Source organism: Streptomyces coeruleorubidus, from assembly GCF_008705135.1.
Taxonomy (GTDB): domain Bacteria; phylum Actinomycetota; class Actinomycetes; order Streptomycetales; family Streptomycetaceae; genus Streptomyces; species Streptomyces coeruleofuscus.
The window spans coordinates 6,719,967-6,742,838 of sequence record NZ_CP023694.1; the positions used below are offsets into that span (position 1 = coordinate 6,719,967).

The 22,872-nt window shown below is 71.8% G+C and carries 13 protein-coding genes; 10 read left to right on the forward strand and 3 right to left on the reverse strand.

What is annotated here, in order from left to right; all coding sequences use genetic code 11:
- Window positions 1-236: 236 nt before the first annotated feature.
- Window positions 237-1,571, reverse strand: a complete 1,335-nt coding sequence (gabT, locus tag CP976_RS31245; protein WP_150483313.1) for a 4-aminobutyrate--2-oxoglutarate transaminase — start codon at window positions 1,569-1,571, stop codon at window positions 237-239.
- A gap of 267 nt (window positions 1,572-1,838) precedes the next feature.
- Between gabT and CP976_RS31250 the strand changes: the two genes are divergently transcribed.
- The 3 genes from CP976_RS31250 (at window position 1,839) to CP976_RS31260 (ending at window position 7,399) form a co-directional block, all read left to right on the forward strand.
- The gene (locus CP976_RS31250; RefSeq protein WP_150483314.1) at window positions 1,839-4,034 is read left to right on the forward strand and encodes an ATP-binding protein; all 2,196 of its coding nucleotides are present in this window, start codon (window positions 1,839-1,841) and stop codon (window positions 4,032-4,034) included.
- Window positions 4,035-4,159: 125 nt separating this feature from the next.
- Complete coding sequence (locus CP976_RS31255) at window positions 4,160-5,833, forward strand: PucR family transcriptional regulator (protein ID WP_150483315.1); 1,674 nt, start codon at window positions 4,160-4,162, stop codon at window positions 5,831-5,833.
- Window positions 5,834-5,953: 120 nt separating this feature from the next.
- Complete coding sequence (locus CP976_RS31260) at window positions 5,954-7,399, forward strand: aldehyde dehydrogenase family protein (RefSeq protein WP_150483316.1); 1,446 nt, start codon at window positions 5,954-5,956, stop codon at window positions 7,397-7,399.
- A gap of 97 nt (window positions 7,400-7,496) precedes the next feature.
- On the opposite strand, the gene CP976_RS31265 is transcribed toward CP976_RS31260, so the two are convergent.
- Window positions 7,497-10,340, reverse strand: coding sequence for a glycoside hydrolase family 3 C-terminal domain-containing protein (locus tag CP976_RS31265; RefSeq protein WP_150483317.1), 2,844 nt, complete (start codon window positions 10,338-10,340; stop codon window positions 7,497-7,499).
- Window positions 10,341-10,664: 324 nt separating this feature from the next.
- Here CP976_RS31265 and CP976_RS31275 point away from each other — a divergent pair, with 324 nt between their 5' ends.
- From CP976_RS31275 to CP976_RS31305, 7 genes are all read left to right on the forward strand, one after another.
- Window positions 10,665-12,356 carry an extracellular solute-binding protein gene (locus tag CP976_RS31275; RefSeq protein WP_150483318.1) on the forward strand — a complete coding sequence of 564 codons (1,692 nt, stop codon included), beginning with the start codon at window positions 10,665-10,667 and terminating at the stop codon, window positions 12,354-12,356.
- Window positions 12,357-12,383: 27 nt separating this feature from the next.
- The gene (locus CP976_RS31280) at window positions 12,384-13,418 is read left to right on the forward strand and encodes an ABC transporter permease (protein WP_086850922.1); all 1,035 of its coding nucleotides are present in this window, start codon (window positions 12,384-12,386) and stop codon (window positions 13,416-13,418) included.
- Entirely contained in the window at window positions 13,415-14,350 is a 936-nt protein-coding gene (locus CP976_RS31285) for a carbohydrate ABC transporter permease (RefSeq protein WP_086850924.1), read from the forward strand. Before CP976_RS31280 ends, CP976_RS31285 begins: the two co-directional genes overlap by 4 nt.
- A 110-nt stretch (window positions 14,351-14,460) precedes the next feature.
- A complete protein-coding gene (locus CP976_RS31290; RefSeq protein ID WP_150483319.1) occupies window positions 14,461-16,662 on the forward strand; it encodes a sialidase family protein in 2,202 nt (733 codons plus the stop codon).
- Window positions 16,659-18,638 carry a beta-galactosidase gene (locus CP976_RS31295; protein ID WP_150483320.1) on the forward strand — a complete coding sequence of 660 codons (1,980 nt, stop codon included), beginning with the start codon at window positions 16,659-16,661 and terminating at the stop codon, window positions 18,636-18,638. The genes CP976_RS31290 and CP976_RS31295 overlap by 4 nt, the downstream gene beginning before the upstream one ends.
- Window positions 18,635-20,824 carry a glycosyl hydrolase family 95 catalytic domain-containing protein gene (locus CP976_RS31300; protein WP_150483321.1) on the forward strand — a complete coding sequence of 730 codons (2,190 nt, stop codon included), beginning with the start codon at window positions 18,635-18,637 and terminating at the stop codon, window positions 20,822-20,824. Before CP976_RS31295 ends, CP976_RS31300 begins: the two co-directional genes overlap by 4 nt.
- 34 nt (window positions 20,825-20,858) lie before the next feature.
- The gene (locus tag CP976_RS31305; protein ID WP_150483322.1) at window positions 20,859-21,572 is read left to right on the forward strand and encodes a glycoside hydrolase family 12 protein; all 714 of its coding nucleotides are present in this window, start codon (window positions 20,859-20,861) and stop codon (window positions 21,570-21,572) included.
- 34 nt (window positions 21,573-21,606) lie between these two features.
- Here the strand turns inward: CP976_RS31305 and CP976_RS31310 are convergent, their stop codons facing one another.
- Entirely contained in the window at window positions 21,607-22,794 is a 1,188-nt protein-coding gene (locus CP976_RS31310) for a sulfotransferase family protein (protein ID WP_150483323.1), read from the reverse strand.
- Window positions 22,795-22,872 lie beyond the last annotated feature (78 nt).

Below are 22,872 nucleotides of genomic sequence, written 5' to 3' on the forward strand. Positions count from 1 at the left end.
CCGGCCTGATGTCACCCACAGTCCCCTGTGGGCGGGGGTGTATCTCTCATCTGGGTAGAACCTACGACAGGGGCTGGGCGGAGGACAGGCCGTAGGGCCCCCTGTCATCCACCTCGCACACCTTCTTCACACGCTCTGCCGCTCGCCGCCCCGGTAGCGGAACCGGAGCGGCTCACCTGCCCCGAGGCCGGCTCAGATGCGCGCGATCCGGCGCCGGGGCGGACGAGAAGCCGACGTCAGATACGTGCGAAGGCCTGCTCGATGATGTCGAGGCCCTCGTTCAGCAGGTCCTCGCCGATCACCAGCGGGGGCAGGAAGCGGAGCACGTTGCCGTAGGTGCCACAGGTCAGGACCAGCAGGCCCTCGGCGTGGCAGGCCTTGGCGAGCGCGGCGGTCGCCTCGGGGTGGGGCTCCTTCGTCGTACGGTCCTTGACCAGCTCGATGGCGATCATCGCGCCACGGCCACGGACGTCGCCGATGACGTCGAACTTGTCCTGCATGGCGGACAGGCGCGCCTTCATCACGGCCTCGATGCTCTTCGCCCTGGCGTTGAGGTCGAGCTCCTTCATGGTCTCGATCGCGCCCAGGGCGCCCGCGCAGGCGACCGGGTTGCCGCCGTAGGTGCCGCCCAGACCGCCGGCGTGCGCGGCGTCCATGATCTCCGCGCGCCCGGTCACGGCGGCGAGCGGCAGACCACCGGCGATGCCCTTGGCGGTGGTGATCAGATCCGGGACGACGCCCTCGTCCTCGCACGCGAACCACTGGCCCGTACGGCAGAAGCCGGACTGGATCTCGTCGGCGACGAAGACGATGCCGTGGTCGGAGGCGAACTTGCGGATCGCCGGCAGGAAGCCCTTGGCCGGCTCGATGAAACCGCCCTCGCCGAGCACCGGCTCGATGATGACCGCGGCGACGTTCTCCGCGCCGACCTGCTTGCTGATCTGGTCGATGGCCTGCGCGGCGGCCTCGGGACCGGCGTTCTCGGGACCGGTCGGCCAGCGGTAGCCGTACGCCACGGGCACGCGGTACACCTCGGGCGCGAACGGTCCGAAGCCGTGCTTGTACGGCATGTTCTTGGACGTCAGGGCCATGGTCAGGTTGGTGCGCCCGTGGTAGCCGTGGTCGAACACCACGACGGCCTGCCGCTTCGTGTACGACCGCGCGATCTTCACGGCGTTCTCGACGGCCTCGGCGCCGGAGTTGAACAGCGCGCTCTTCTTGGCGTGGTCACCCGGCGTCAGCTCGGCGAGGGCCTCGGCGACCTCGACGTACCCCTCGTACGGCGTGACCATGAAACAGGTGTGGGTGAAGTCGGCGAGCTGCGCGGAGGCCCGGCGCACGACGGCCTCGGCGGAGGCGCCGACGGAGGTCACGGCGATGCCCGACCCGAAGTCGATCAGCCGGTTGCCGTCGACGTCCTCGATGATTCCGCCACCGGCCCGCGCCGTGAACACGGGCAGCACGGACCCCACACCCTGCGCGACCGCGGCGGTACGGCGGGCCTGCAACTCCTGCGACTTCGGTCCGGGAATGGCGGTGACGACGCGGCGCTCCTGCGGAAGTGCGGTCATGCGGGGCTCCTGGGGTGGTGCGGACGGGGGGGATACGGACGGGGGTGTACGGACACTTCGCTTCCTTTCTCGCAGGCTAGGGCGGGGGGAGGGGGGTGGGCATGCTCCATGTGGGCGTTGTCGGAGGGGCGGCTTGTCCGGGGTGGACATGGCGGTCTCGTGGGCTGGTGCCCACGCCCCGGCCGTGTAAGCGGTGAACTCCCCAGGGGAGGGCGTTAGATTGGCTCGCGGACGGTCGACGGAGCAGCTGGTCAGGGGGCAAGGGCGATGGACAGCGACGGGACGCAGGAGGCGCGGGGTACGCATGCGAACCCGGTGCCGCGTCCGGCGGGGCCGCCGGAGGTGCCCGCGGTGCCGCCGAACGGCCACGGCACGCCGCCGAACGGCCATGGCGCCGCGCCGGGCGTGTCCGCTGTGCCACCCCGGCCGGCCCGGGCGCCCGGGGTGCCCCCGATGCCGGACGGCTCCTCCTTCCTGACCTGGCTGCGCACGCCACGGCCCGAGGCGCCGCCGGGCGTGTGGCGGTTCGGGCACCGGCCGCGGCCGGCGGAGCAGCCCGAGGAGATCCCCACCAGGCAGCTGCTGAGCGGGGCGTTGATCGCCTTCCTGGTGGGATGGCTGATCTGGTCGCTGCTCCAGAACGGCTATCTCGGCAACTGGTGGTGGGTGCCGTTCGACCTGATCGTTCCCGACGCCTGGCGCGGCGCCGACAGCGGCATCGGCGAGACCGGCACCTTCGTCGTGTACCGGGGGTACGAGCTGCTCGTCGCCCTGGCGATCATGGTCGGGGTGAGCCGGCTCGGCCGCTGGGGCGAGGTGTGGCGCCGCTTCGTCGCCCCGCGCCTGCGCCGACCGGAGTCCCAGGAAGCCCAGCCGAGCGCCCAGGACGATCCGGCCCAGTGGAACGAGCTCCGCGCCGCCGGAGCCGTCGACGCCGCCGAGCGGCTCGCCGCCGAGGCCCGCTCCGGGCTCATGGGGGACGTCGACCATGCCCGGATCCTCCGTGCCTGGCAGGGCGTGCGCACCGGACGGCACAGCCTCGCCACCTTCAGCTCCACCGTCCTGCGGGACGGCGCCGCCGCCTGCCTCCACCCCTCCGGGGAGCGCGACCTGCCGGCCCGCCTCGCGCGGCACGACCTGATGACCGGCCAGGTACGGCTGGGGACGACCGTGGAGGACTCCCGCAACCCGTACACCTACCGCGGGGCGGGACTGGGCCTCGGGCCCGACCTGCTCGGCACCTCGCTCGTGGCCGTCGGCCCCGCCGGCTCCGGAAAGACCGGGGCCGTCGTGCGGCCGCTCGCCGAGTCGCTGTGTCTGCACGCTCTCGCCGGGCGGGCCGCCGTGGTCGTGGTCGGGGCGGCGGGGGCCGGGCTCGGGCCGGCCGACGCCTATGACGTCGTCGTGCGGATCGGGAACCAGGAGTCGGAGTACGACCTGGATCTGTACGGCGGGACGGACGACCCGGACGAGGCCGCGGCCGTGCTCGCCGAGGCGCTGGTGGGGGATCTCGCCGATCCGCACCCGGGCAGTGACAGTCGGCGTTCCACGACCGTGCTCGCCCAGCTGCTCGGTCCGTTCCGTGCCGTGCACGGGCGTTTTCCGTCCGTACCGGAGCTCCGGCAGCTGCTGGACGGGGCGCCGCGACCGCTGGCCGCGCTGCGGCAGGGGCTTCAGGACGCCGGGCAGGAGTCGCTGCTGCGCGAACTGGACGCGCGGGAGCGGCAGATGGGGCAGCCGGGTGATGTCGGCGGGGTGCTCGCGGATCGGGTCGCGCTGCTCGACCGGCCCGCCTTCGCCTCCTTCTTCGACACCTCCGGGAGCACCCGGCCCTTCACCCTCAAGGCCCTCGACCATCCCGTGCGGGTGCGGATCGACCTGCCCGAGCGCGGGCACGCCGACGCCTCCCGGATGCTGGCGCGGCTGGTGCTCGCGCAGTTCACGGCGAGTGTCGCCGTACGGGAGGACCGGTCGCTGTTCGCCTGCCTGGTGCTCGACGACGCGACCGGGGTGGTGACGCCCGAGGCCGTGCGCGGCATCCAGCGGCTGCGGTCCGGCAACGCCGGGGTCGTGCTGACCCTGCGGACGCTGGACGACGTGCCCCGGCCGCTGCGCGGGCCGCTGCTCGGGGCCACCGGCTGCCGGATGGCCCTGTCGGGGCTCACCCCGTGGGACGGGCAGGACTTCGCCGAGGTCTGGGGCAAGGAGTGGATCGAGGCCCGGGACGTCACCGACCGGCAGATCATCGCGGAGACGCCCGCGGGCAAGGCCGTGCACATGCTCCGCCGGGTGATCACCGGCAAGGCCCCGACCGCGCGGGCGGTGACCGTGCGGCAGGTCGAGCGGGAGCGCTGGTCCGCCTCCGAGCTGGCGCACGGGGTGCCGGCCGGGCACGCGGTGCTGTCGCTGACGGATGTGAAGGGCGAGCACGCGCCACCGCTGCTGGTGGATCTTCGGGGCTGACGTCTTCCGGCCGGTGCCGGTACGCGGGGATCGTACGGTGAGGCAGAATCGTCACAGGTCGTTCATACGTGGCGGCCAAAAGCCCACAAAGATCACACACGTCCTGACGCAGACCTGAAGGCCTCATGCCCCCGACGCTCGCCTCGCTCGTCCACCACTCCGCGCTGAAACTCACCGTGCGGGCGGGCGGAGACCGCCTCGACGTGCCGGTCCGCTGGGCGCACGTCAGCGAGCTCGCCGACCCCGTGCCCTACATGGAGGGCGGGGAACTGCTGCTGATCACCGCGCTCAAGCTGGACGCCGAGGACCCGGAGGCCATGCGCCGTTACGTACGGCGGCTGGCCGGAGCCGGGGTGGTCGGGCTCGGCTTCGCCGTCGGCGTCAACTACGAGGAGATCCCCAAGGCGCTCGTCGACGCGGCCGAGGAGGAGGGCCTGCCGCTGCTGGAGGTGCCGCGCCGGACGCCGTTCCTCGCCATCAGCAAGGCCGTGTCCGCCGCGATCGCCGCCGACCAGTACCGGGCCGTCACGGCCGGGTTCGCCGCCCAGCGGGAGCTGACCAGGCAGGCGCAGACGGGCGGGCCCGAGGGGCTGCTGGCCGCGCTGGCCTCGCAGGTCGACGGATGGGCCGCGCTGTACGACGCCTCGGGCGCCGTCGTCGCCACGGCACCCGAGTGGGCGGGGCGGCGGGCCGCGCGGCTCACCGGCGACGTGCAGCGGCTGCGGGAGCGGCCCGCGCCCGCCTCGTCGGTGGTCGGCGGACCGGAGAACGAGGACCGGGTCGAACTGCACACCATCGGCACCGGCCGGCGTCCCCGGGCGGCCCTCGCCGTGGGCACCGCCGCCGCCCTCGGCACCGCCGAGCGCTACGCCCTCCACTCGGCCATCGCCCTGCTGACCCTGACCACGGAACGCTCCCGGTCCCTCCAGGCGGCCGAGCAGCGGATCGGCGCTGCGGTGCTGCGCATGCTGCTGGCCGGGGAGCCGGACCACGCGCGCGCGGTCGCCGGGGACCTGTACGGCGGGCTGCTGGACGCGCCGTTCCGGATGCTGGTCGCGGAGCGGGTGCCGGTGTCGGCCTCGGCCGCGCTGGCCCGTGCCGAGGCCCGGACGGGCACCCCGGCCGCCGACCGGTCCTCCGCCGCGGCGCTCGCCGCGGCCGACACGAACGGCGACCCCCTCGCGGCACTCGCCGACGTCATGGAGTCCGCCGCGGCCCGGGCCGGCGAGGCCGTCCTCGTCGTGCCGGAGGGGGAGCGGCTGGTGGTGCTGGCCGCGGACGGCGGTGCCGCCGCGGCGGCCTGCGGGGAGTACGCGGCCGCCCTGGAGTCGGCCCGGGCCGGCGTGCGCGAGAAGGTGCCGGGGGGCGAGGAGGACGAGCTGGTCGTGGGCCTGTCGGCGCCGGCCGGGCCCATCGCCGCGTCCGCCGCGTACAAGCAGGCCGAACAGGCGCTGTCGGTGGCGCGGCGGCGCGGGCGCGTCCTCGTGGAGCACGAGCAGATGGCGGCCGGATCCGTGCTGCCGCTGCTGGCCGACGACGCGGTACGGGCCTTCGCCGACGGGATGCTGCGGCCGCTGTACGAGCACGACGCCACGGGCCGCGGCGACCTGGTCGCCTCCCTGCGCGCCTGGCTGTCCCGGCACGGCCAGTGGGACGCGGCGGCGGCCGACCTCGGCGTCCACCGCCACACCCTCCGCTACCGCATGCGGCGCGTCGAGGAGATCCTCGGCCGCTCCCTGGACGACGCCGACGCGCGGATGGAGCTCTGGCTCGCGCTGAAGGCGATCAGCTCCGAGTAGCCAGACCGTAGTGTGCCCGCCCCTTATTGCTACGCCCCGGACAAACGACCTTCGGCCACCCCGCCCCTACCGTGGAACCGCAGCACAGATCACCCCCAACGCCGAAGGGCCGGAACCAACATGACTTCCACCCACGCCTTCTGGCTCGCCGGCCGTGAGGCCACCGGCGAGGACACCTTCGATGTCACCTCCCCGTGGGACGGGCGGCTCGTCGGCAAGGTGAGCGTGCCGACGGACGCGCAGGTCGAGGAGGCCGTGGCCGCCGCGTACGCCGTACGGGACGAGTTCGCCGCCACCCCGGCCCACGTCCGCGCCGCCGCCCTCGACCACGTCAGCAGGCGCCTCGTCGAGCGCACCGAGGAGATCGCGCAGCTCATCTCCGCCGAGAACGGCAAGCCCCTCAAGTGGGCGCGCGGTGAGGTCGGCCGGGCCGTGTCCGTCTTCCGCTTCGCGGCCGAGGAGGCCCGGCGGTTCAACGGCGGCGAGGCCCAGCGCCTCGACACCGACCTCGGCGGCCAGGGCCGGCTCGCCCTCACCCGCCGCTTCCCGAAGGGCGTGGTGCTCGGTATCGCGCCCTTCAACTTCCCGCTCAACCTCTGTGCCCACAAGGTCGCCCCGGCCATCGCCGCCGGCGCCCCGATCATCCTCAAGCCGGCCCCGGCCACCCCGCTGTCCGGCCTGATCATCGGCGACCTGCTGGCCGAGACCGAACTGCCCGCGGGTTCCTGGAGCATCCTGCCCGTCGCCAACGACAAGATGCCCGCCCTGGTGCAGGACGAGCGCCTGCCCGTGATCTCCTTCACCGGCTCCGAGAAGGTCGGCTACGCGATCATGGACTCGGTGCCGCGCAAGCACTGCACCCTGGAGCTGGGCGGCAACGGCGCGGCCGTCGTGCTCGCCGACTGGGCGAGCGACGAGGACCTGGACTGGGCGGCGAACCGCATCGCCACCTTCTCCAACTACCAGGGCGGCCAGTCCTGCATCTCCGTCCAGCGGGTCATCGCGGACGCCTCCGTGTACGACCGGCTGCTGCCGCGCATCGTCGCCGCCGTCGAGGCCCAGGTCACCGGCGACCCGAGCGACGACGCGACCGATGTCGGGCCGCTGGTCAGCGAGGATGCCGCCAAGCGCGTCGAGACGTGGGTCCGGGAGGCGGTCGACGCCGGTGCCGCGCTGCTCACCGGCGGCAAGCGCGACGGCGCCTCGTACGCGCCGACCGTGCTGGCCGACGTACCGGCCGGCGTCACCCTCTCCTGCGAGGAGGTCTTCGGACCGGTCCTCACCGTGCAGAAGGTGAACGGCGAGGCCGAGGCCTTCGCCGCCGTCAACGACTCCAAGTACGGCCTCCAGGCGGGCGTCTTCACCCACGACCTCCAGACCGCCTTCCGGGCTCACCGCGCCCTGGAGGTCGGCGGAGTCGTCGTCGGCGACGTCCCGTCCTACCGCGCCGACCAGATGCCGTACGGCGGCGTCAAGCAGTCCGGCGTGGGCCGCGAGGGCGTGCGGTTCGCGATGGAGGACTACACGTACGAGCGCGTGATGGTGCTCACCGGCCTCAGCCTCTAGCTCATGGGAACCATTTTCATATAGGCTGGGCGAAGAGGCCCGGCACCGATGCCTTCCGGTGCCGGGCCCCTTCTCTGCGCCGGCCTGCTCCGGACCCTCAACCGGAGAAGCCGACGTGCGCGAGCCGCAGCGGGCCGCGCAGTCTCAGGTGCACGTCGTGCACGCCGTGCACGCCCGCGGCGGCGACGGACGCGCCGAGCGAGACGTAGTCGTACGGGCCTGATGTGGGCGTGGCGGTCGACAGCACCGCGAGCGCCGGGCCGCCGTCGAGGGACAGCTCGACCGTGCCCTCACCGGCCACCTCCACCGTCACGCCGGAGATGCCGGGCCCGAAGTCGCAAGCACGGTAGACCAGTTCGCCCGCCGTCCCGTCCGCCGGCGTCACCGCGTCGCCCGACACCTTCGTACGGTCGACGATCTCGATGCCGCTCTGCTCGTCGAAGCCGGCCGCGGCCAGACCGCCCGCGACGACCGCGCGCGGCAGGGCCGGCTCGCCGTCGAGTGTGACGGTCGTCCGCAGCCGGACGTCCTCGCTGGAGGCCCCCGCCAGCAGCTCGTACGCGCCCGGCTCCAGGCGCCACCGGTCCTGGGCCACGTCCCAGAACTCGAAGGCGGACAGCGGGACCTGGAAAGCCAGCTCCGCCGTCGCCCCGGGGGCGAGGGCGACGCGGCGGTGGCCCAGCAGCTCGCGGCGCGGACGCGGGACGGACGGGTCGGCGGCCCGGGTGTAGAGCTGGGCGACCTCGTCGGCCGTGACGTCGCCGGTGTTGGTGACCGTGAAGGAGACGTGCACCGACCCGTCCTCCACCCGGGCCGACAGGCCGTCGTACGCGAACGACGTGTACGACAGGCCGTGCCCGAAGGGGAACAGGGGCGTGCCCTCGAAGTACAGATACGTCTGCCGGCTCCCGATCACGTCGTAGTCGAGGAGGCCGGGCAGGTCGGCGTCGTCGGCGTACCAGGTCTGCGGGAGGCGGCCGGCGGGGGAGACGTCGCCGGCCAGCACGCGGGCCAGGGCGGTGCCGGCCGCCTGGCCGCCGTGCGCGGTCCACAGCACGGCCGGGAGGTCCGCCGGGTCGACCGCGTACGGGTAGGCGGAGACCAGTGCCAGCACGGTCGCCGGGTTCGCCGCGCGGGTGGCCCGCAGCAGCCGCTCCTGGTGCCCGGGCAGCCGCAGGGTCGTCCGGTCCTCGGTCTCGCGGCCGTTGATGTGCGGGTCGTTGCCCGCCACCACCACGACCACGTCGGCCCGCGCGGCGGCACGCGCCACCGCCTCCTCGCCGCGCTCGGCGACCACCACCTCGAAGACCTCGGGATCTTCGTCGGCAACCTTCACGCCGTCGGCGGAGACACACACGTGGCGACCCGTCCCCAGGTGCTTCAGGAGGTGCCCGTTCCCGTGCGGTTCAAGACGGAACGTCTCCTGGACGATCCAGCCCCCCGGCTGGTCGGCGGAGGCGCGGACGAAGCCGTCGTCGGCGACCGAGAGGTAGCGGCCGTCGGGCGCGCGCAGGGTCAGCACGCCCTCGCCCCAGTCGACCAGCGCCAGCTCGGTGCCGGTCGCGTCGGTGGTGAGCGGGGGCAGGTCGGTGCGGCCCGCGAGCAGGGCCGGGTCGAGGGCGCCCTCGGCGCCACGCACCTCGTCGTCGGCGTCCGCGTCGGGGACGTGCAGGAAGGTCCCGGCCGAGGTCTTCAGCCGGACCCGGTCCACGCCCTCCGCGAACTCCACCCGCTCCGCCCCGAACCGCTCGTACAGGGCCTCCAGCGGGGTCGAGCGGTGGAGGAGCGTGCCGCTGTACCAGTCGAGCTTGCACTCGTCGGCGAGCAGACCGACCACCGCGACCCGGGTGTCCGGGGCGAGCGGCAGCAGCCCGTCGTTCTTCAGCAGCACGACGGCCTGCTCGGCGGCCTCCTGCGCGAGGGCGCGGTGCGCCGGGGTGTCGAACTCGCTGGTGGCGTCGTGCGGGTCGTACTCCGGGTCGAACTCGCCGAGCCGGAAGCGGACCGAGAGCTGGCGGCGCACCGCCGTGTCGACGTCGGCCTCGGTCAGCAGTCCGCGATCCACGGCGCCGCGCAGGCGGCCGATCATCTGCGAGGAGTCCGTGCCGTGGTCCGTGAAGCTGTCGACGCCCGCCACGAGGGAGGCCGCGGTGGCCTCCTCGTGCGTGTCGAAGTAGTGCTCGGAGTCCACCAGGTTGCTCGGCGCGCCCGCGTCCGAGCAGACCAGCAGGTCCTCGTCGGTCCAGGCGCGCAGATGCTCGCCCAGGTACGGGGAGACGTGGTTGGGGCGGCCGTTGACCAGGTTGTACGCCGGCATCACCCCGGCCACGGCACCCGCCTCGACGGTCTCGCGGAAGGCACGCATGTCGTACTCGTGCAGCACCCGCGGGCGCACCGAGCTCGACGTCGTGGACCTGTCCGTCTCGTTGTTGTGGGCGAGCCAGTGCTTCAGCACGGGCGCTGTGCGCCAGTAGGTCGGGTGGTCGCCGCGCAGGCCGTGCGTGTAGGCGGTGGCGATCGCCGAGGTGAGCTTCGGGTCCTCCGAGTAGCCCTCCTCGTTGCGGCCCCACAGGGGGTGACGCAGCAGGTTGACGGTCGGCGCCCAGACGTTGAGACCGACCCGGTCGTCCTTGGCGCGCATCGCGCGGACCTCCTTGGACACCGCGTCGCCGACGCGCCGCACCAGCTCCGGGTTCCAGGTGGCACCCAGGCCGACGGCCTGCGGGAACACCGTCGCCGGGCCCATCCACGCCACGCCGTGCAGGGCCTCCTGGCCGGTGCGGAAGGCGGCGATGCCGAGCCGTTCGACGGCGGGCGCGAACTGGTGCAGGAAAGCGATCTTCTCCGCCGGCGTGAGCCGCGACAGGAGGTCGTCGATCCGCTTCGCGAACGGCAGGCGCGGATCGCGGAACGGCGGACTGGGCGGCGTGTGTGCGGTCACGTGGGATCCCTTTGCGGTGGAGCGGCCAGGCGCTTTCGAAGCGCTTCGATGCTGGGTCGACGACGGGTCGGGTGTCAAGAGACCGGTGCCGTCCCTTCAAGCCGTGCAAGAGGAACGGTCCCCTCTCGTGCCTTCGAGGAAGTTTGGGGACGACCCTTGTGCACCCCTGGGCGTTCACTTAACCTCACAGCAACATCGAAGCGCTTCGACTACGACAGCCCCTGCTGGGTCGAAAGCTCGCTTCGGCTCAGCCAGTTCCACTCGAGACACCGCAGCCGACGGCCCACCGCCGGGTGTCCTGGTGCGCCATGAAGGGTTGACGCAATGACGCCGAACGCCGCCTCCGCCTCCTCCGGACCGAGCCGGAGAAGTTTCCTCGCCTCCACGGCGGTCGCCACCGCAGCGGTGGCGGGGGGAATGCCGCTGCTCTCCGCCTGCGGCGGGTCGGGCGGCGGGGGGCAGGACGGCACCACTTCGGGGAAGGACGCGAAGAAGATCCTGCCGGCGTACGTGGCGACCAACGTGGTGAAGCCGGACATCCCCGCCAAGAACGGCTCGGCCATCGGCTTCACCAGCAAGCTGGATCTCTCCACCCTCAAGACCTCGGTCCCGAAACAGCTCGGCAAGGGCGGCAAAGTCACCGTCATGGCGCCGTTCTGGGGCTCGCCGCCGAAGCAGAACAACGCCTACTACAAGGCGATGAACGACCTGATCGGCGTCGACGTCGTCTGGCAGAACCAGGACGGCAACACCTACGACCAGAAGCTCGGCGCGGTCCTCGCCTCCAGCGACGTCCCGGACGTGGTGGTCGTCCCCGGGTGGAACATGGGCGGCAAGATACCCAGCGCCATCATCAGCAAGTTCGCCGACCTCGGCCCCTACCTGTCCGGGGACAAGGTCAAGGAGTACCCGAACCTCGCGGCGATCCCGACCGACGCCTGGCAGCGCTCCATCTTCGGCGGCAAGCTGCGCGGCCTGCCCATGCCGGCGCCGTCCGCCCCCTCCATGGTGCCCCTGTACCGGCAGGACATCTTCGAGAAGGAGGGCTACGAAGTCCCGAAGTCCTGCGACGAGTTCATGGCCCTGGCCAAGGAGATCACCAACGCCAAGGCCAAGCGGTGGGCCTGCCTGGACATGAAGTGGACCGCCTTCCAGGCCTTCGGTGTGCTCTCGGGCAGCGAGAAGCCGCTCGGCTGGAACCTCGTCGACGGCAAGCTCGTCAACCGCATCGAGACCGAGGAGTTCCTCGAGGCGCTGGAGTGGTCCCGGAAGCTCTTCGCCGCCGGGGTCGTCCACCCCGACTCCAAGATGGGCAAGAACGCCCCCGATGCGGGCCCCAAGTTCGCGGCGGGCGAGTTCCTGATCTACCCCAACAACATCTCCCAGTGGTGGGGCCGCACCGCTGAACAGGCCACTCAGAACCCGGACTTCAAGATCTGGGGCATGGACGTCTGGGGCCACGACGGCGGCGACCCCATCCTGTGGGCCGACCAGCCCGCCGGCATCTTCGCCTTCGTCAGCAAGAAGGCCTCCGAGTCGGTCATCCGCGACGTGCTGGCCGTCGCCAATGTCACCGCGGCGCCGTACGGCACCAAGGAGTACATGATGACCAACTACGGCGTCGAAGGCACCCACTACACCGTCAAGGACGGCGTCCCCGTCAAGTCCGACAAGGGCAACATCGAGGTGATGAACGCCTACGTCATGGTCGCGAGCCCCGCCGCGACCCTCGCGCACCCTGACTTCCCCGAGGTCGCCAAGGGCCAGGTCGAGTGGCAGCAGCGCATGGGCGCCCTCGCCAAGAAGTCCTCCTTCTGGGGCATGCAGATCACCGAGCCCGCCCGGTACACCAACCTCTCGAACGACGCCGAGCAGCTCGAGGACGACATCGTCCGCGGCCGGAAGAAGATCAGCGACATGCAGCAGTTCGTATCCGACTGGAAGAGCAAGGGCGGCGACAAGCTGCGCGACTGGTACCAGAAGCTTCTCGACGAGAACGGCTCGGCGGCGAGCTGACCAGGCTCTGAGGCAAGGAGAATTGCCGTGTCCCACAGCACGGTGCCTCGGAGCAGCACCGAGGCCGGAACGCCCGAGAAGGTCCCGGTGGCGTCCGGTGACACCACCGGTTTCCGGGAGAAGCCACCTGCGGGCAAGCTGAGCCTCCGGCACAGGTTCCGACGCGATCGCGTCCTGGTGCTCATGACGCTGCCGGCCGTCCTGCTGGTGCTGGTCTTCAACTACCTGCCCATCCTCGGCAATGTCGTCGCCTTCCAGGACTACGACCCCTACATCAGCGACAACGGCATCATCTCCATCCTGAACAGCCCCTTCGTGGGCGTGGAGAACTTCCAGCGGATCTTCGAGGACTCGGCCTTCTGGAACGCCGTCGAGAACACGTTGGTGCTGTTCTTCGTCCAGCTCCTGCTGTTCTTCCCGATCCCGATCCTGCTCGCTCTGCTCATCAACAGCGTGGTCCGGCCTCGCGTGCGGGCCGTCGCGCAGGCGGTGCTCTACCTGCCGCACTTCTTCTCGTGGGTGCTGGTCATCGCCGTCTTCCAGCAGATGTTCGGCGGCGCGGGAATGCTCTCCCAGCTGCTGCGCCAGAACGGGTACGACGGCATCGACATCATGACCAACCCGGACACTTTCCCCTTCCTGCTCACCGCGGAGAGCGTGTGGAAGGACGCCGGGTGGGGGATCATCGTCTTCCTCGCCGCCCTGGCGTCGGTCAGCCCGGACCTGTACGAGGCCGCCGCGATGGACGGCGCGGGACGCTGGCGCCGCATGTGGCACGTCACCCTCCCCGCCCTGCGGCCGGTCATCGCGCTCCTGCTCGTGTTGCGCGTCGGCGACGCCCTGACTGTCGGGTTCGAACAGATCCTGCTGCAACGCGACGCCGTCGGACCGGGTGCGGGAGAGGTCCTCGACACCTTCGTGTGGTGGAACGGCGTGCGCAACCAGGACTTCAGCTACGCGGCCGCCGCCGGTCTCATCAAGGGCGTGGTCAGCATCGGCCTGGTCCTCGCCGCGAACAAGGTGGCCCATCTCATGGGCGAGCAGGGGGTGTACAAGAAGTGACCGCCGTCATCGAGAAACCGGCGAACAAGTCGCGCCCGTGGGCCGCGCCGCCCCGCCCCGCGTGGGAGGAGGAGCCTTCCAAGGCCGGCCTCGCGGGCAAGGGCATCGCCCTGTCGTTCGCCTGCCTGGCGATCCTCTTCCCGCTGTGGATCGTGATCGTCACCAGCCTGTCCTCGCGGAAGACCATCGACGAGGCGGGGGGCCTGGTGCTGGTGCCCAAGGGCATCACTCTCATCGCGTACCAGGAACTGCTCAGCGGCGGCCAGGTCACCCGCGCCGCGATCATCAGCATCCTCGTCACCCTGGTCGGCACGCTGTTCTCCATGGCGGTGTCCGTGCTGTGCGCCTACGGCCTCTCCCGGAGCGGATCCCTGGGCCACCGCTGGATCCTGATGACGCTGCTGGCGACCATGTTCTTCAGCGCCGGCCTCATCCCCACGTACCTGCTCGTGCAGTCCCTCGGCCTGATGGACAGCTATCTTGCGCTGATCCTGCCGAGCGCGATCAGCGTCTTCAACATCCTCGTACTGCGCGGCTTCTTCATGGGGATCTCGCAGGAACTCATCGACAGCGCACGTATCGACGGTGCCGGAGACTTCCGCATCCTCCGGCAGATCGTCATGCCGCTGTCACGGGCCGTCCTCGCGGTGATCACACTGTTCTACGCCGTCGGGTACTGGAGTGCCTGGTTCAACGCGTCGCTCTACCTGAACGACCAGGACATGATGCCGTTGCAGAACGTCATGATCCAGCTCGTGCAGAAGCAGGAAGCACCGGTCGGCCTGGGCCAGGCCATCAAGACCGGTCAGCTGTCGGGGCTGGCGGTGCAGATGGCGGTCATGGTGATGGCCCTGTTGCCGGTTGCCGTGCTGTCGCCCTTCGTCCAGCGGCACTTCAAGAAGGGCATGCTCACAGGGGCCGTGAAGGGCTGACCTCAGGGCTGCCGGCTGTTCGTCGTCCGGGGCTGCTTCGCGGCTTGTCGCGCAGTTCCCCGCGCCCCTGAGGGCACCTACTTCCCCCTCTTGCGAGAACGAGGTATGTCATGAGCACGTTTCACCTCAGCAGACGTTCCGTGCTGGCCGGGACCGCGGTCGCCGCCGCAGCCGTCTCCCTGCCGCTCGCCCAGGGACGCGCACAAGCCACCGCCACCCCCGCGAAGAACGGGTACCGCTGGCGCGGCGCCGCCCAGGGCGGCACCGGTTTCATCACCGGTGTGCTGTTCCACCCCTCCGTCAAGGGGCTCGCCTACCTGCGCACCGACATCGGCGGCGCCTACCGCTGGGACGACCGGACCGACCGCTGGACCCCGCTGACCGACCACCTCGGCTGGGACGACTGGAACCTGCTCGGTGTGGAGGCCATGGCCGTCGACCCGGCGCATCCGAACCGGCTGTACCTCGCCCTCGGCACGTACGCCCAGTCGTGGGCCGGCAACGGGGCGGTGCTGCGGTCGGAGGACCGCGGCGCCACCTGGAAGCGCGCCGACCTCACCGTGAAGCTCGGGGCCAACGAGGACGGGCGCGGCTGCGGGGAGCGGCTGCTCGTCGACCCGCGGGACAGCGACACCCTGTGGCTCGGCACCCGGCACGACGGGCTGCTCAAGTCGACCGACCGGGGCGCCACCTGGAAGGCCGTGAGCTTCCCGGCCACCCCGAGCGCCACCGGCCAGGGCATCACGCTCCTCGTCGCCGCGGGTCGTGCCGTCTACGCCGGCTGGGGCGACTCCGACGGCACCTCCGCGAACCTCTACAGAACCGCCGACGGCACCGCTTGGGAGGCCGTCCCCGGGCAGCCCGCCGGCACCGCCGCCAAAGTCCCGATCCGGGCCGCGTTCGACCGGCACACCCGCGAGCTGTACGTGACGTACGCCAACGCCCCGGGTCCGAACGGCCAGTCCGACGGCAGTGTGCACAAGCTGCGTACGACCACCGGGAAGTGGACCGAGGTCACGCCCGTGAAGCCGGGCGGCACGACGGCCGACGGCTCCGCCGACGCCTTCGGCTACGGCGGGGTCGCCGTCGACGCCCGCCGCCCGGGCACGCTCGTCGTCTCCACCAACAACCGCTGGGCCGAGATCGACACCGTGTTCCGCTCCACCGACGGCGGCCGCACCTGGACGTCCCTGAAGGACAAGGCCGTCTTCGACGTGTCCGAGACGCCGTACCTCAAGTGGGGCGGGGACGAGCCCAAGTTCGGCTGGTGGATCCAGGCCGTCGCCCTCGACCCGTACGACTCCCGGCACATCGTCTACGGCACCGGCGCCACCCTCTACGGCACCCGCGACCTCAAGCGCTGGGCCCCGCAGATCCGCGGTGTGGAGGAGGCGTCCATCCGTCAGCTGATCTCCCCTCCGGCCGGAGAGGCGCACCTGATCAGCGGGTCCGGGGACATCGGCGTGATGTACCACGAGCGGCTCACGGCGTCCCCCTCGCGGGGCATGGCGTCGAACCCGGTGTTCGGCACGTCGACCGGGCTCGCGCTCGCCGCGGCCAAGCCGTCGTACGTCGTGCGGGCCGGCTGGGGCGACAACGGCAACGGCGCCTGGTCGAACGACGGCGGCAAGACCTGGGCCCCCTTCGAGTCACAGCCGTCCATGGCCAAGTCCGCGCCGGGACCGATCACCACCAACGCCGACGGCAGCGTGCTGCTGTGGTCCTTCGGCACGGGCAACCCGGGCTTCCGCTCGGCGGACAACGGGAAAAGCTGGTCCGAGGTGGCCTCCTTCCCGAAGGGGGCGGTCCCCGTCGCGGACCCGATCGACCCCATCCGCTTCTACGCCTTCGACACCACCACCGGCACGCTCCACGCCAGCACCGACAGCGGCCGGACCTTCACCGCGCGGGCCACCGGCCTGAACTCGGGCGACACCGAGTTCCAGTTGGCCGTGGCTCCGGGCCGCTCCGGCGACCTGTGGCTGAGCCTGAAGTGGAACGGGCTGTACCGCTCCACCGACGGCGGTGCGACCTTCACCAAGGTCGGGAGCTGCTGGGCGTCGTACACCCTCGGCTTCGGCAAGGCCGCCGAGGGCGCCTCCTACCCGGCGCTCTACATGGTCGGCTCCACCGAGAGCATCACCGCCGTGTACCGCTCCGACGACGAGGCGAAGAGCTGGACCCGGATCAACGACGACCAGCACCAGTGGGGCTGGATCGGCGCGGCCATCAGCGGGGACCCGCGCGTCTACGGCCGCGTGTACATCGCCACCAACGGGCGCGGAGTGCAGTACGGGGAGCCTGCCCGATGACCGGGAGGAAACAGCCCGCGCTGAGCGATGCCACCCGGGGGCGGCTCCTCTTCGGCGGCGACTACAACCCGGAGCAGTGGCCGGAGGAGGTCTGGCACGAGGACGTCCGGCTGATGAAGGACGCCGGCGTCAACTCCGTGACCCTCGGGGTGTTCTCCTGGTCGAAGCTGGAACCGGAGCCGGGCGCACGGGAGTTCGGCTGGCTGGACACGCTGATGGACCTCATGCACGAGAACGGCATCGGTGTCGTCCTCGCCACTCCCACCTCCTCGCCCCCGCCCTGGATGGGCCGGCTGCACCCCGACACCCTGCCCGTCACCGAGGACGGCCGCACCGAGTGGTGGGGCGGCCGGCAGCACTTCTCGCACTCCAGCGCCACCTACCGGCGCTACGCCGCCGCCATCACCGAGGACCTGGCCGCCCGCTACGGCGGCCACCCGGCCCTGACGATGTGGCACATCAACAACGAGTACTGCACCTTCGACTACGGCGACGAGGCCGCGGCAGCCTTCCGCCGCTGGCTGCGCGAGAAGTACGGCACGCTCGACGCACTCAACCAGGCCTGGGGCACCGCCTTCTGGAGCCAGGGCTACGACTGCTGGGACGGCATCCTGCCGCCCCGCCTGCCCCACTACATGCGCAACCCCGGCCAGGTCCTGGACTTCCGGCGCTTCACCTCCGACATGCTCCTGGAGTGTTACACCGCCGAGCGGGACATCGTCCGGCGTCACACCCCGCACACCCCGGTGACCAGCAACTTCATGCCGCTGTGGGTCGGCCAGGACGCCTGGCGCTGGGCCGAGGAGGAGGACGTCGTCTCGGTCGACATCTACCCCGACCCGCGCGACCCGCTCGGCGCCCAGAACGGCGCGCTCGTCCAGGACATGACCCGCTCCCAGGCACGCGGACCGTGGATGCTCATGGAGCAGGCGGCCGGGCCGGTCAACTGGCGGGGCGTGAACCACCCCAAGCCGCGCGGCCTCAACCGGCTGTGGTCCCTCCAGGCCGTGGCCCGGGGCGCCGACGCCGTCTGCTACTTCCAGTGGCGGCAGTCCCGGCAGGGCGCGGAGAAGTTCCACTCCGGCATGGTCAGCCACGCCGGGGCGGAGGGCCGTACGTACCAGGAGGTCAAGCAGCTCGGCGCGGACCTGGCGAGGATCGCACCCCAGGTGACCGGCCGGCACATCACCGCGAACGTCGCCGTCCTGCACGACTGGAACGCCTGGTGGGCCGGCGCCCAGGACGGCCGCCCGTCCAGCCGGGTGGAGTACCCGGACGTCCTGCGCGCCTGGCACCAGGCCCTCTGGCAGGCGCACCTGACCTGCGACTTCGCCCACCCCGAGCACGATCTGACGCCGTACTCGGTGGTCGTCGTGCCCCAGCTCTACGCGCTCACCGACGCGGCGATCGACAACCTCCTGGCCTTCGCCCGCGGCGGCGGCACCCTCGTCTGCGGCTTCCTGACCGGCGTCGCCGACGAGGACGACCGGGTACGCCCCGGCGGCATGGATGCCCGGCTGAGGGAGCTGTTCGGCATCCGCACGCTGCACGAGTGGTGGCCGCTGGACGCGGGGGAGACCGTCGCCTGCGAGGGCTTCCACGGCACGCTGTGGTCCGAGGAGATCGAGCCCGCCGACCCCGACCACACGGCCTGCTACAAGGGCGGCGAACTGGACGGCATGCCCGCCGTACTGCGCAAGGGCCGGGCCTGGTACGTCTCCACGCTCCCGGAGCCCGAGGCCCTGCGCGAGCTGCTGGCCCGGATCGCCGGCGACGCGGGCGTCCGGCCGGTGCTCGACGGCCTCCCCGAGCAGGTCGAGGCCGTCCTGAGGGGCGAGGTGCTGTTCGTGCTCAACCACGGCCGCGAGCCGGTGACCGTCGAGGTCCCCGGCACGCACCAGGACCTGCTGACGGGGACGGCCGTCACCGACCGGGTCACCCTCGGCCGCTACGGGGCGGCGGTGCTCCGGCCATGACCGACTCCGCACCCGTCCACGGCACGTGGGAGCCCCACCCGGCAGCGCGCTGGGAGGACGGCTTCCTGAGCGGCAACGGCCACCACGGTGCCCTCGTGTTCGGCGACCCGAACGACGAGCGGGTCGTCGTCACGCACCACACCCTGGTGCGGCCCAACGGCAGGGACCCCCGGCCTCCGCAACTGGCCGCAGACCTCCCCGCCCTCCAGGACCGCCTCCTGGCGGGCGACACGACCGCGGCCGAGAGCTTCACCGACGGCCGGCCGCTCCAGTGGGTGCAGCCCTTCCACCCCGCCTTCCAGATCCGGCTGCGCCGGCCGCCGGGCGACTGCCCCGGCTACCGGCGCGACGTCGACTTCACCACGGGCGTGGTGAGCACGACCTGTGCCGGCTGGGCCGGCCGCCTCTTCGTCTCCCGCGCCGACGACGTGATCGTCCAGCAGGTCACCGGGCCCGGCCTCACCCTCGACATCGACCTGGACCACCGGCTGCCCGGCGCCCCCGCCGGACTGGGTGTCGGCCACGGAGCCGTCCTCACCCCCGAGGGCGCCCTGCTGAGCCTGCGCGCCCGCTACCCGGACAGCGACCTGGCCTGCACCGGCGTCACCCTGCTCGCCGCCACCGGCGGCACGACGACCCTCACGCCCCCCGGCGCACACGTCGAGGGAGCACGCTCCGTGCTGCTCCTCACCCGGGTGCACCGGCACACCGGCGAGCTGGACGTGGTCGCCGAGGGCCGTGCCCTGCGCGACCTGCCCACCGGGTACGACGAGCTCCTCGCCCGCCACGCCGCCCTGCACCGCAGCGCCTACGAGCGCGTCACCCTCGACCTGGCCGCCGACCCGGCCGAACGGGCGTTGCCGGGCTCGGAGTTGCTGAAACGGCCCCGCAGCGCCGCCCTGCTGGAGCGCCTGTTCGCGGCCGGCCGCTACCACCTGCTGTCCGCCAGCGGCCTCTTCCCGCCCCGCCTGACCGGACTGTGGACCGGAGACTGGAACACGGCCTGGTCGGGAGCGTTCACCAACGACGCCAACCTCAACCTCCAGACCGCGTCGGCCGCTGCCGCCGCCCTCCCCGAGGTCACCGAGGCCCACGCCTCACTGATCCAGCGCCAGCTCCCCGACTGGCGCGACAACGCCCGCGCGGTCTTCGGCACCCGAGGCGCCGTCGCCCCTGCCCATACCGACGGCGAGTCCGGCCACTCGTACCACTTCAGCCGCGAGTACCCGCTGCACCTGTGGACCGCCGGCGCCGACTGGCTGCTCAAGCCGCTCGTCGACCACGACGAGACCAACGGCACCCGCGACCCGCGCACCGCCGCCGTGCTCGCCGAAGTCGCCCTGTTCTACGAGGACTTCCTCACCCGCACGGACGAGGACGGCCGGCTCGTCGTCGTCCCCTCCTACTCGCCCGAGAACCGCCCCGCCAACGCGAGCTGGGGCACCCTCAACGCGGCCATGGACCTCTCCGCGGCCCGCCACGCCCTGCGCACGGCCGCCGCCTGCCACCCGGGCCCCGACGCCGACCGCTGGCAGGCCCTGGCCGACCGTCTCCCACCGCACCGGATCAACGCGGACGGAGCTCTGGCGGAATGGGCCTGGCCGGGCCTGGAGGACTCCTACGACCACCGCCATCTCAGCCACCTCTACGGCGTCTGGCCGCTCGACGAGATCACCCCCTACGACACCCCCGAGCTCGCGGCCGCCGCGCACCGCGCCCTCGAACTGCGCGGCGCCGAGAACGACTCCGCGCACGGCCACCTGCACCACGCGCTCATCGCGGCCCGGCTCAGGGACGGCGACCGCGTCGCCCACGCCCTCGGCCAGGTCCTGGACGGCGACTTCTTCCACGCGTCCCTGATGAGCGCCCACTACCCGAACCGGAACGTCTACAACGCCGACGCCGCGCACACCCTGCCCGCCGTGCTGATCGAAATGCTCGTGCAGTCGACCCCGGACCGGCTGGTCCTGCTGCCCGCGCTGCCGACGGCGTGCCCCAGCGGCGCACTACGCGGTGTGCGCACCCGGTTCGGGGCCGAGATCGACCTCACCTGGTCCCCGGACGGCGCGGCCGCCGTCATCCGGCCGGGCCGCACCCACCGCGTCGAACTGCGGACTTCCTCCGGCACGCAATCCCTCCACCTGGTCGCCGGAGAAGACCACGCCCTCACCCTGAGGGAGTGGTAGCTCCCCCCATCCCCCCACCCATGGAAGGGACACCATGGCATCACGCACCCTGAGCAGGGTCACCAAAGCCCTGCTCGCCCCCGCCCTGGCGCTCGGCGCCACCATAGGCCTCGCCTCCGCCCCCGCCTCCGCCGCCGTCTGGAACTCCTGCGACCAGTGGGGCAACACGAGCCTGAACGGCTACACGCTCTACAACAACATCTGGGGTTCCGGCGCCGGCAGTCAGTGCACGTGGGCCAACTCCGGGACCAACTGGGGTGTCTGGGCCGACCACCCCAACACCGGCGGCATCAAGTCGTACCCGAACTCCAAGAAGGTGATCAACAAGTCGATCGACTCGCTGCGCTCCCTCTCCAGCAGCTACAACGTCTCCGTCCCGTCGTCCGGCGCGTACAACTCGTCGTACGACGTCTGGGACACGGATTACGACTACGAGATCATGCTCTGGGTGAACTACAACGGAGCGGTCGGCCCGATCGGCACCTCCCAGGGCTCCGTCAGCCTCGGCGGCCACACCTGGAACGTCTACAAGGGCAGCAACGGCAGCAACGAGGTCTTCTCGTTCCTGCGGACGTCCGACTCCAACTCCGGCACCGTCAACATCCTGCCGATCCTGAAGTGGATCAAGGACACCAAGCGCTGGATGGGCAACGAGACCATCGGTGACGTCCAGTTCGGCTACGAGGTCACCTCGTCGTCCGGCGGACTCAACTTCACCACGAACAACCTGACGGTCAGCAGCAGCTGACGCCTCCCGGGGCCGGGGTCGGCCGCGCCGAGCTTCAGGCGCGGTCGACCTCGGCCCGCAGCGCGTTGTAGTCCGCGAAGGACGACTCGACCTCGGCGCGGGTCAGGCCGTAGCGGGACAGGTCGTAGGTGTGCTTGCGGGTGCCCTTGGGGCGGGCGACGGCCGCGGGGAGACGGGCCGCGTCGGCCTCGGTCCAGGGGGCGCCGACGGCCGCGTAGAGCTTCGGAGCGCCGGTCGCGGGGTCGGAGCCGAGCCAGGAGTACGGGGCGTCCACCAGCTGCTCCGCCGGGATGGCGGCCCGGGCCGCGAGGCCGCGCGTCATGGCACGGCTCAGCAGGCCCAGCCAGGTAGCGCCGATGCCGGCCAGGTCGAGCGGGCGGGTGCTGACGGCCATGCCGTGCTCGATCAGCGAGCAGAAGGACGCCACGACGGTGACCGGGTCGCGGTGGCACCACACGATCGTGGCGTCGGGGAAGACCATGCGCAGCGCGTCCAGGTTCTCCAGGTGCATCGGGGACTTCAGCACCCAGCGCCGCCGCGGACGGCCGTACTGGAGCACCTGGTAGACCTGCTTGAGGTACCGGTAGTCGGCGACGAAGTCCCGCTCGCAGTGCCAGGCCAGGTACTCCGGGATACGGGCCTGGGAGAACGGCATCAGGGCGTGCGGGAGCGCGAACGTGCACTCCTCGGGCCCCTCGGCGGCCATCGCGTGGATGTCGCGGAAGCGCGGCGCGAAGAGGTCCGTGCCCTGCACCAGCCGGCGCCCGGCCGTGATCGCCTTGCGCCGCTGCCGGGGCGGCAACTCCAGGTCGGGCCCGAGCAGTTCCCACAGCAGGGGACACCGGTGCTCGTCGGAGATCGACAGCACGGAGTGGGTGACCGTGGTGGCGGTGCGCGGCAGCCCCACGACGAACACCGGCTTCTCGATCGGCTCCCGCTCGATCTCCGGATGCTCGGCGATCAGCCGCCGCACCCGGGCCCGGTTGGCGAGATGCCGGCGCACGTGGACCTGCGCCGACTGCCAGCCGACCGGGGTGAGGTTCTCGGCCTTCGCCCACCACCCCAGCAGCGACCGGAAGCCGTCGACGAACTCCCGGTCTCCCGGCGCCTCACCGGCCTCCACCACGATGCGGTCGAAGATCCGGTCCGGGGCCCGGCGGGAGCCGAAGCCCGGTCGCAGCAACAGATTCGCCAGCGTGAGGGGGAGCGGAGACGTGGACACGCAGGGCAACCTATCCTCTCGAACACGCCTGTGGTGGAAGGAAGTTGGACGAACAGCGAAAGGGGTGGCCGGAAGACC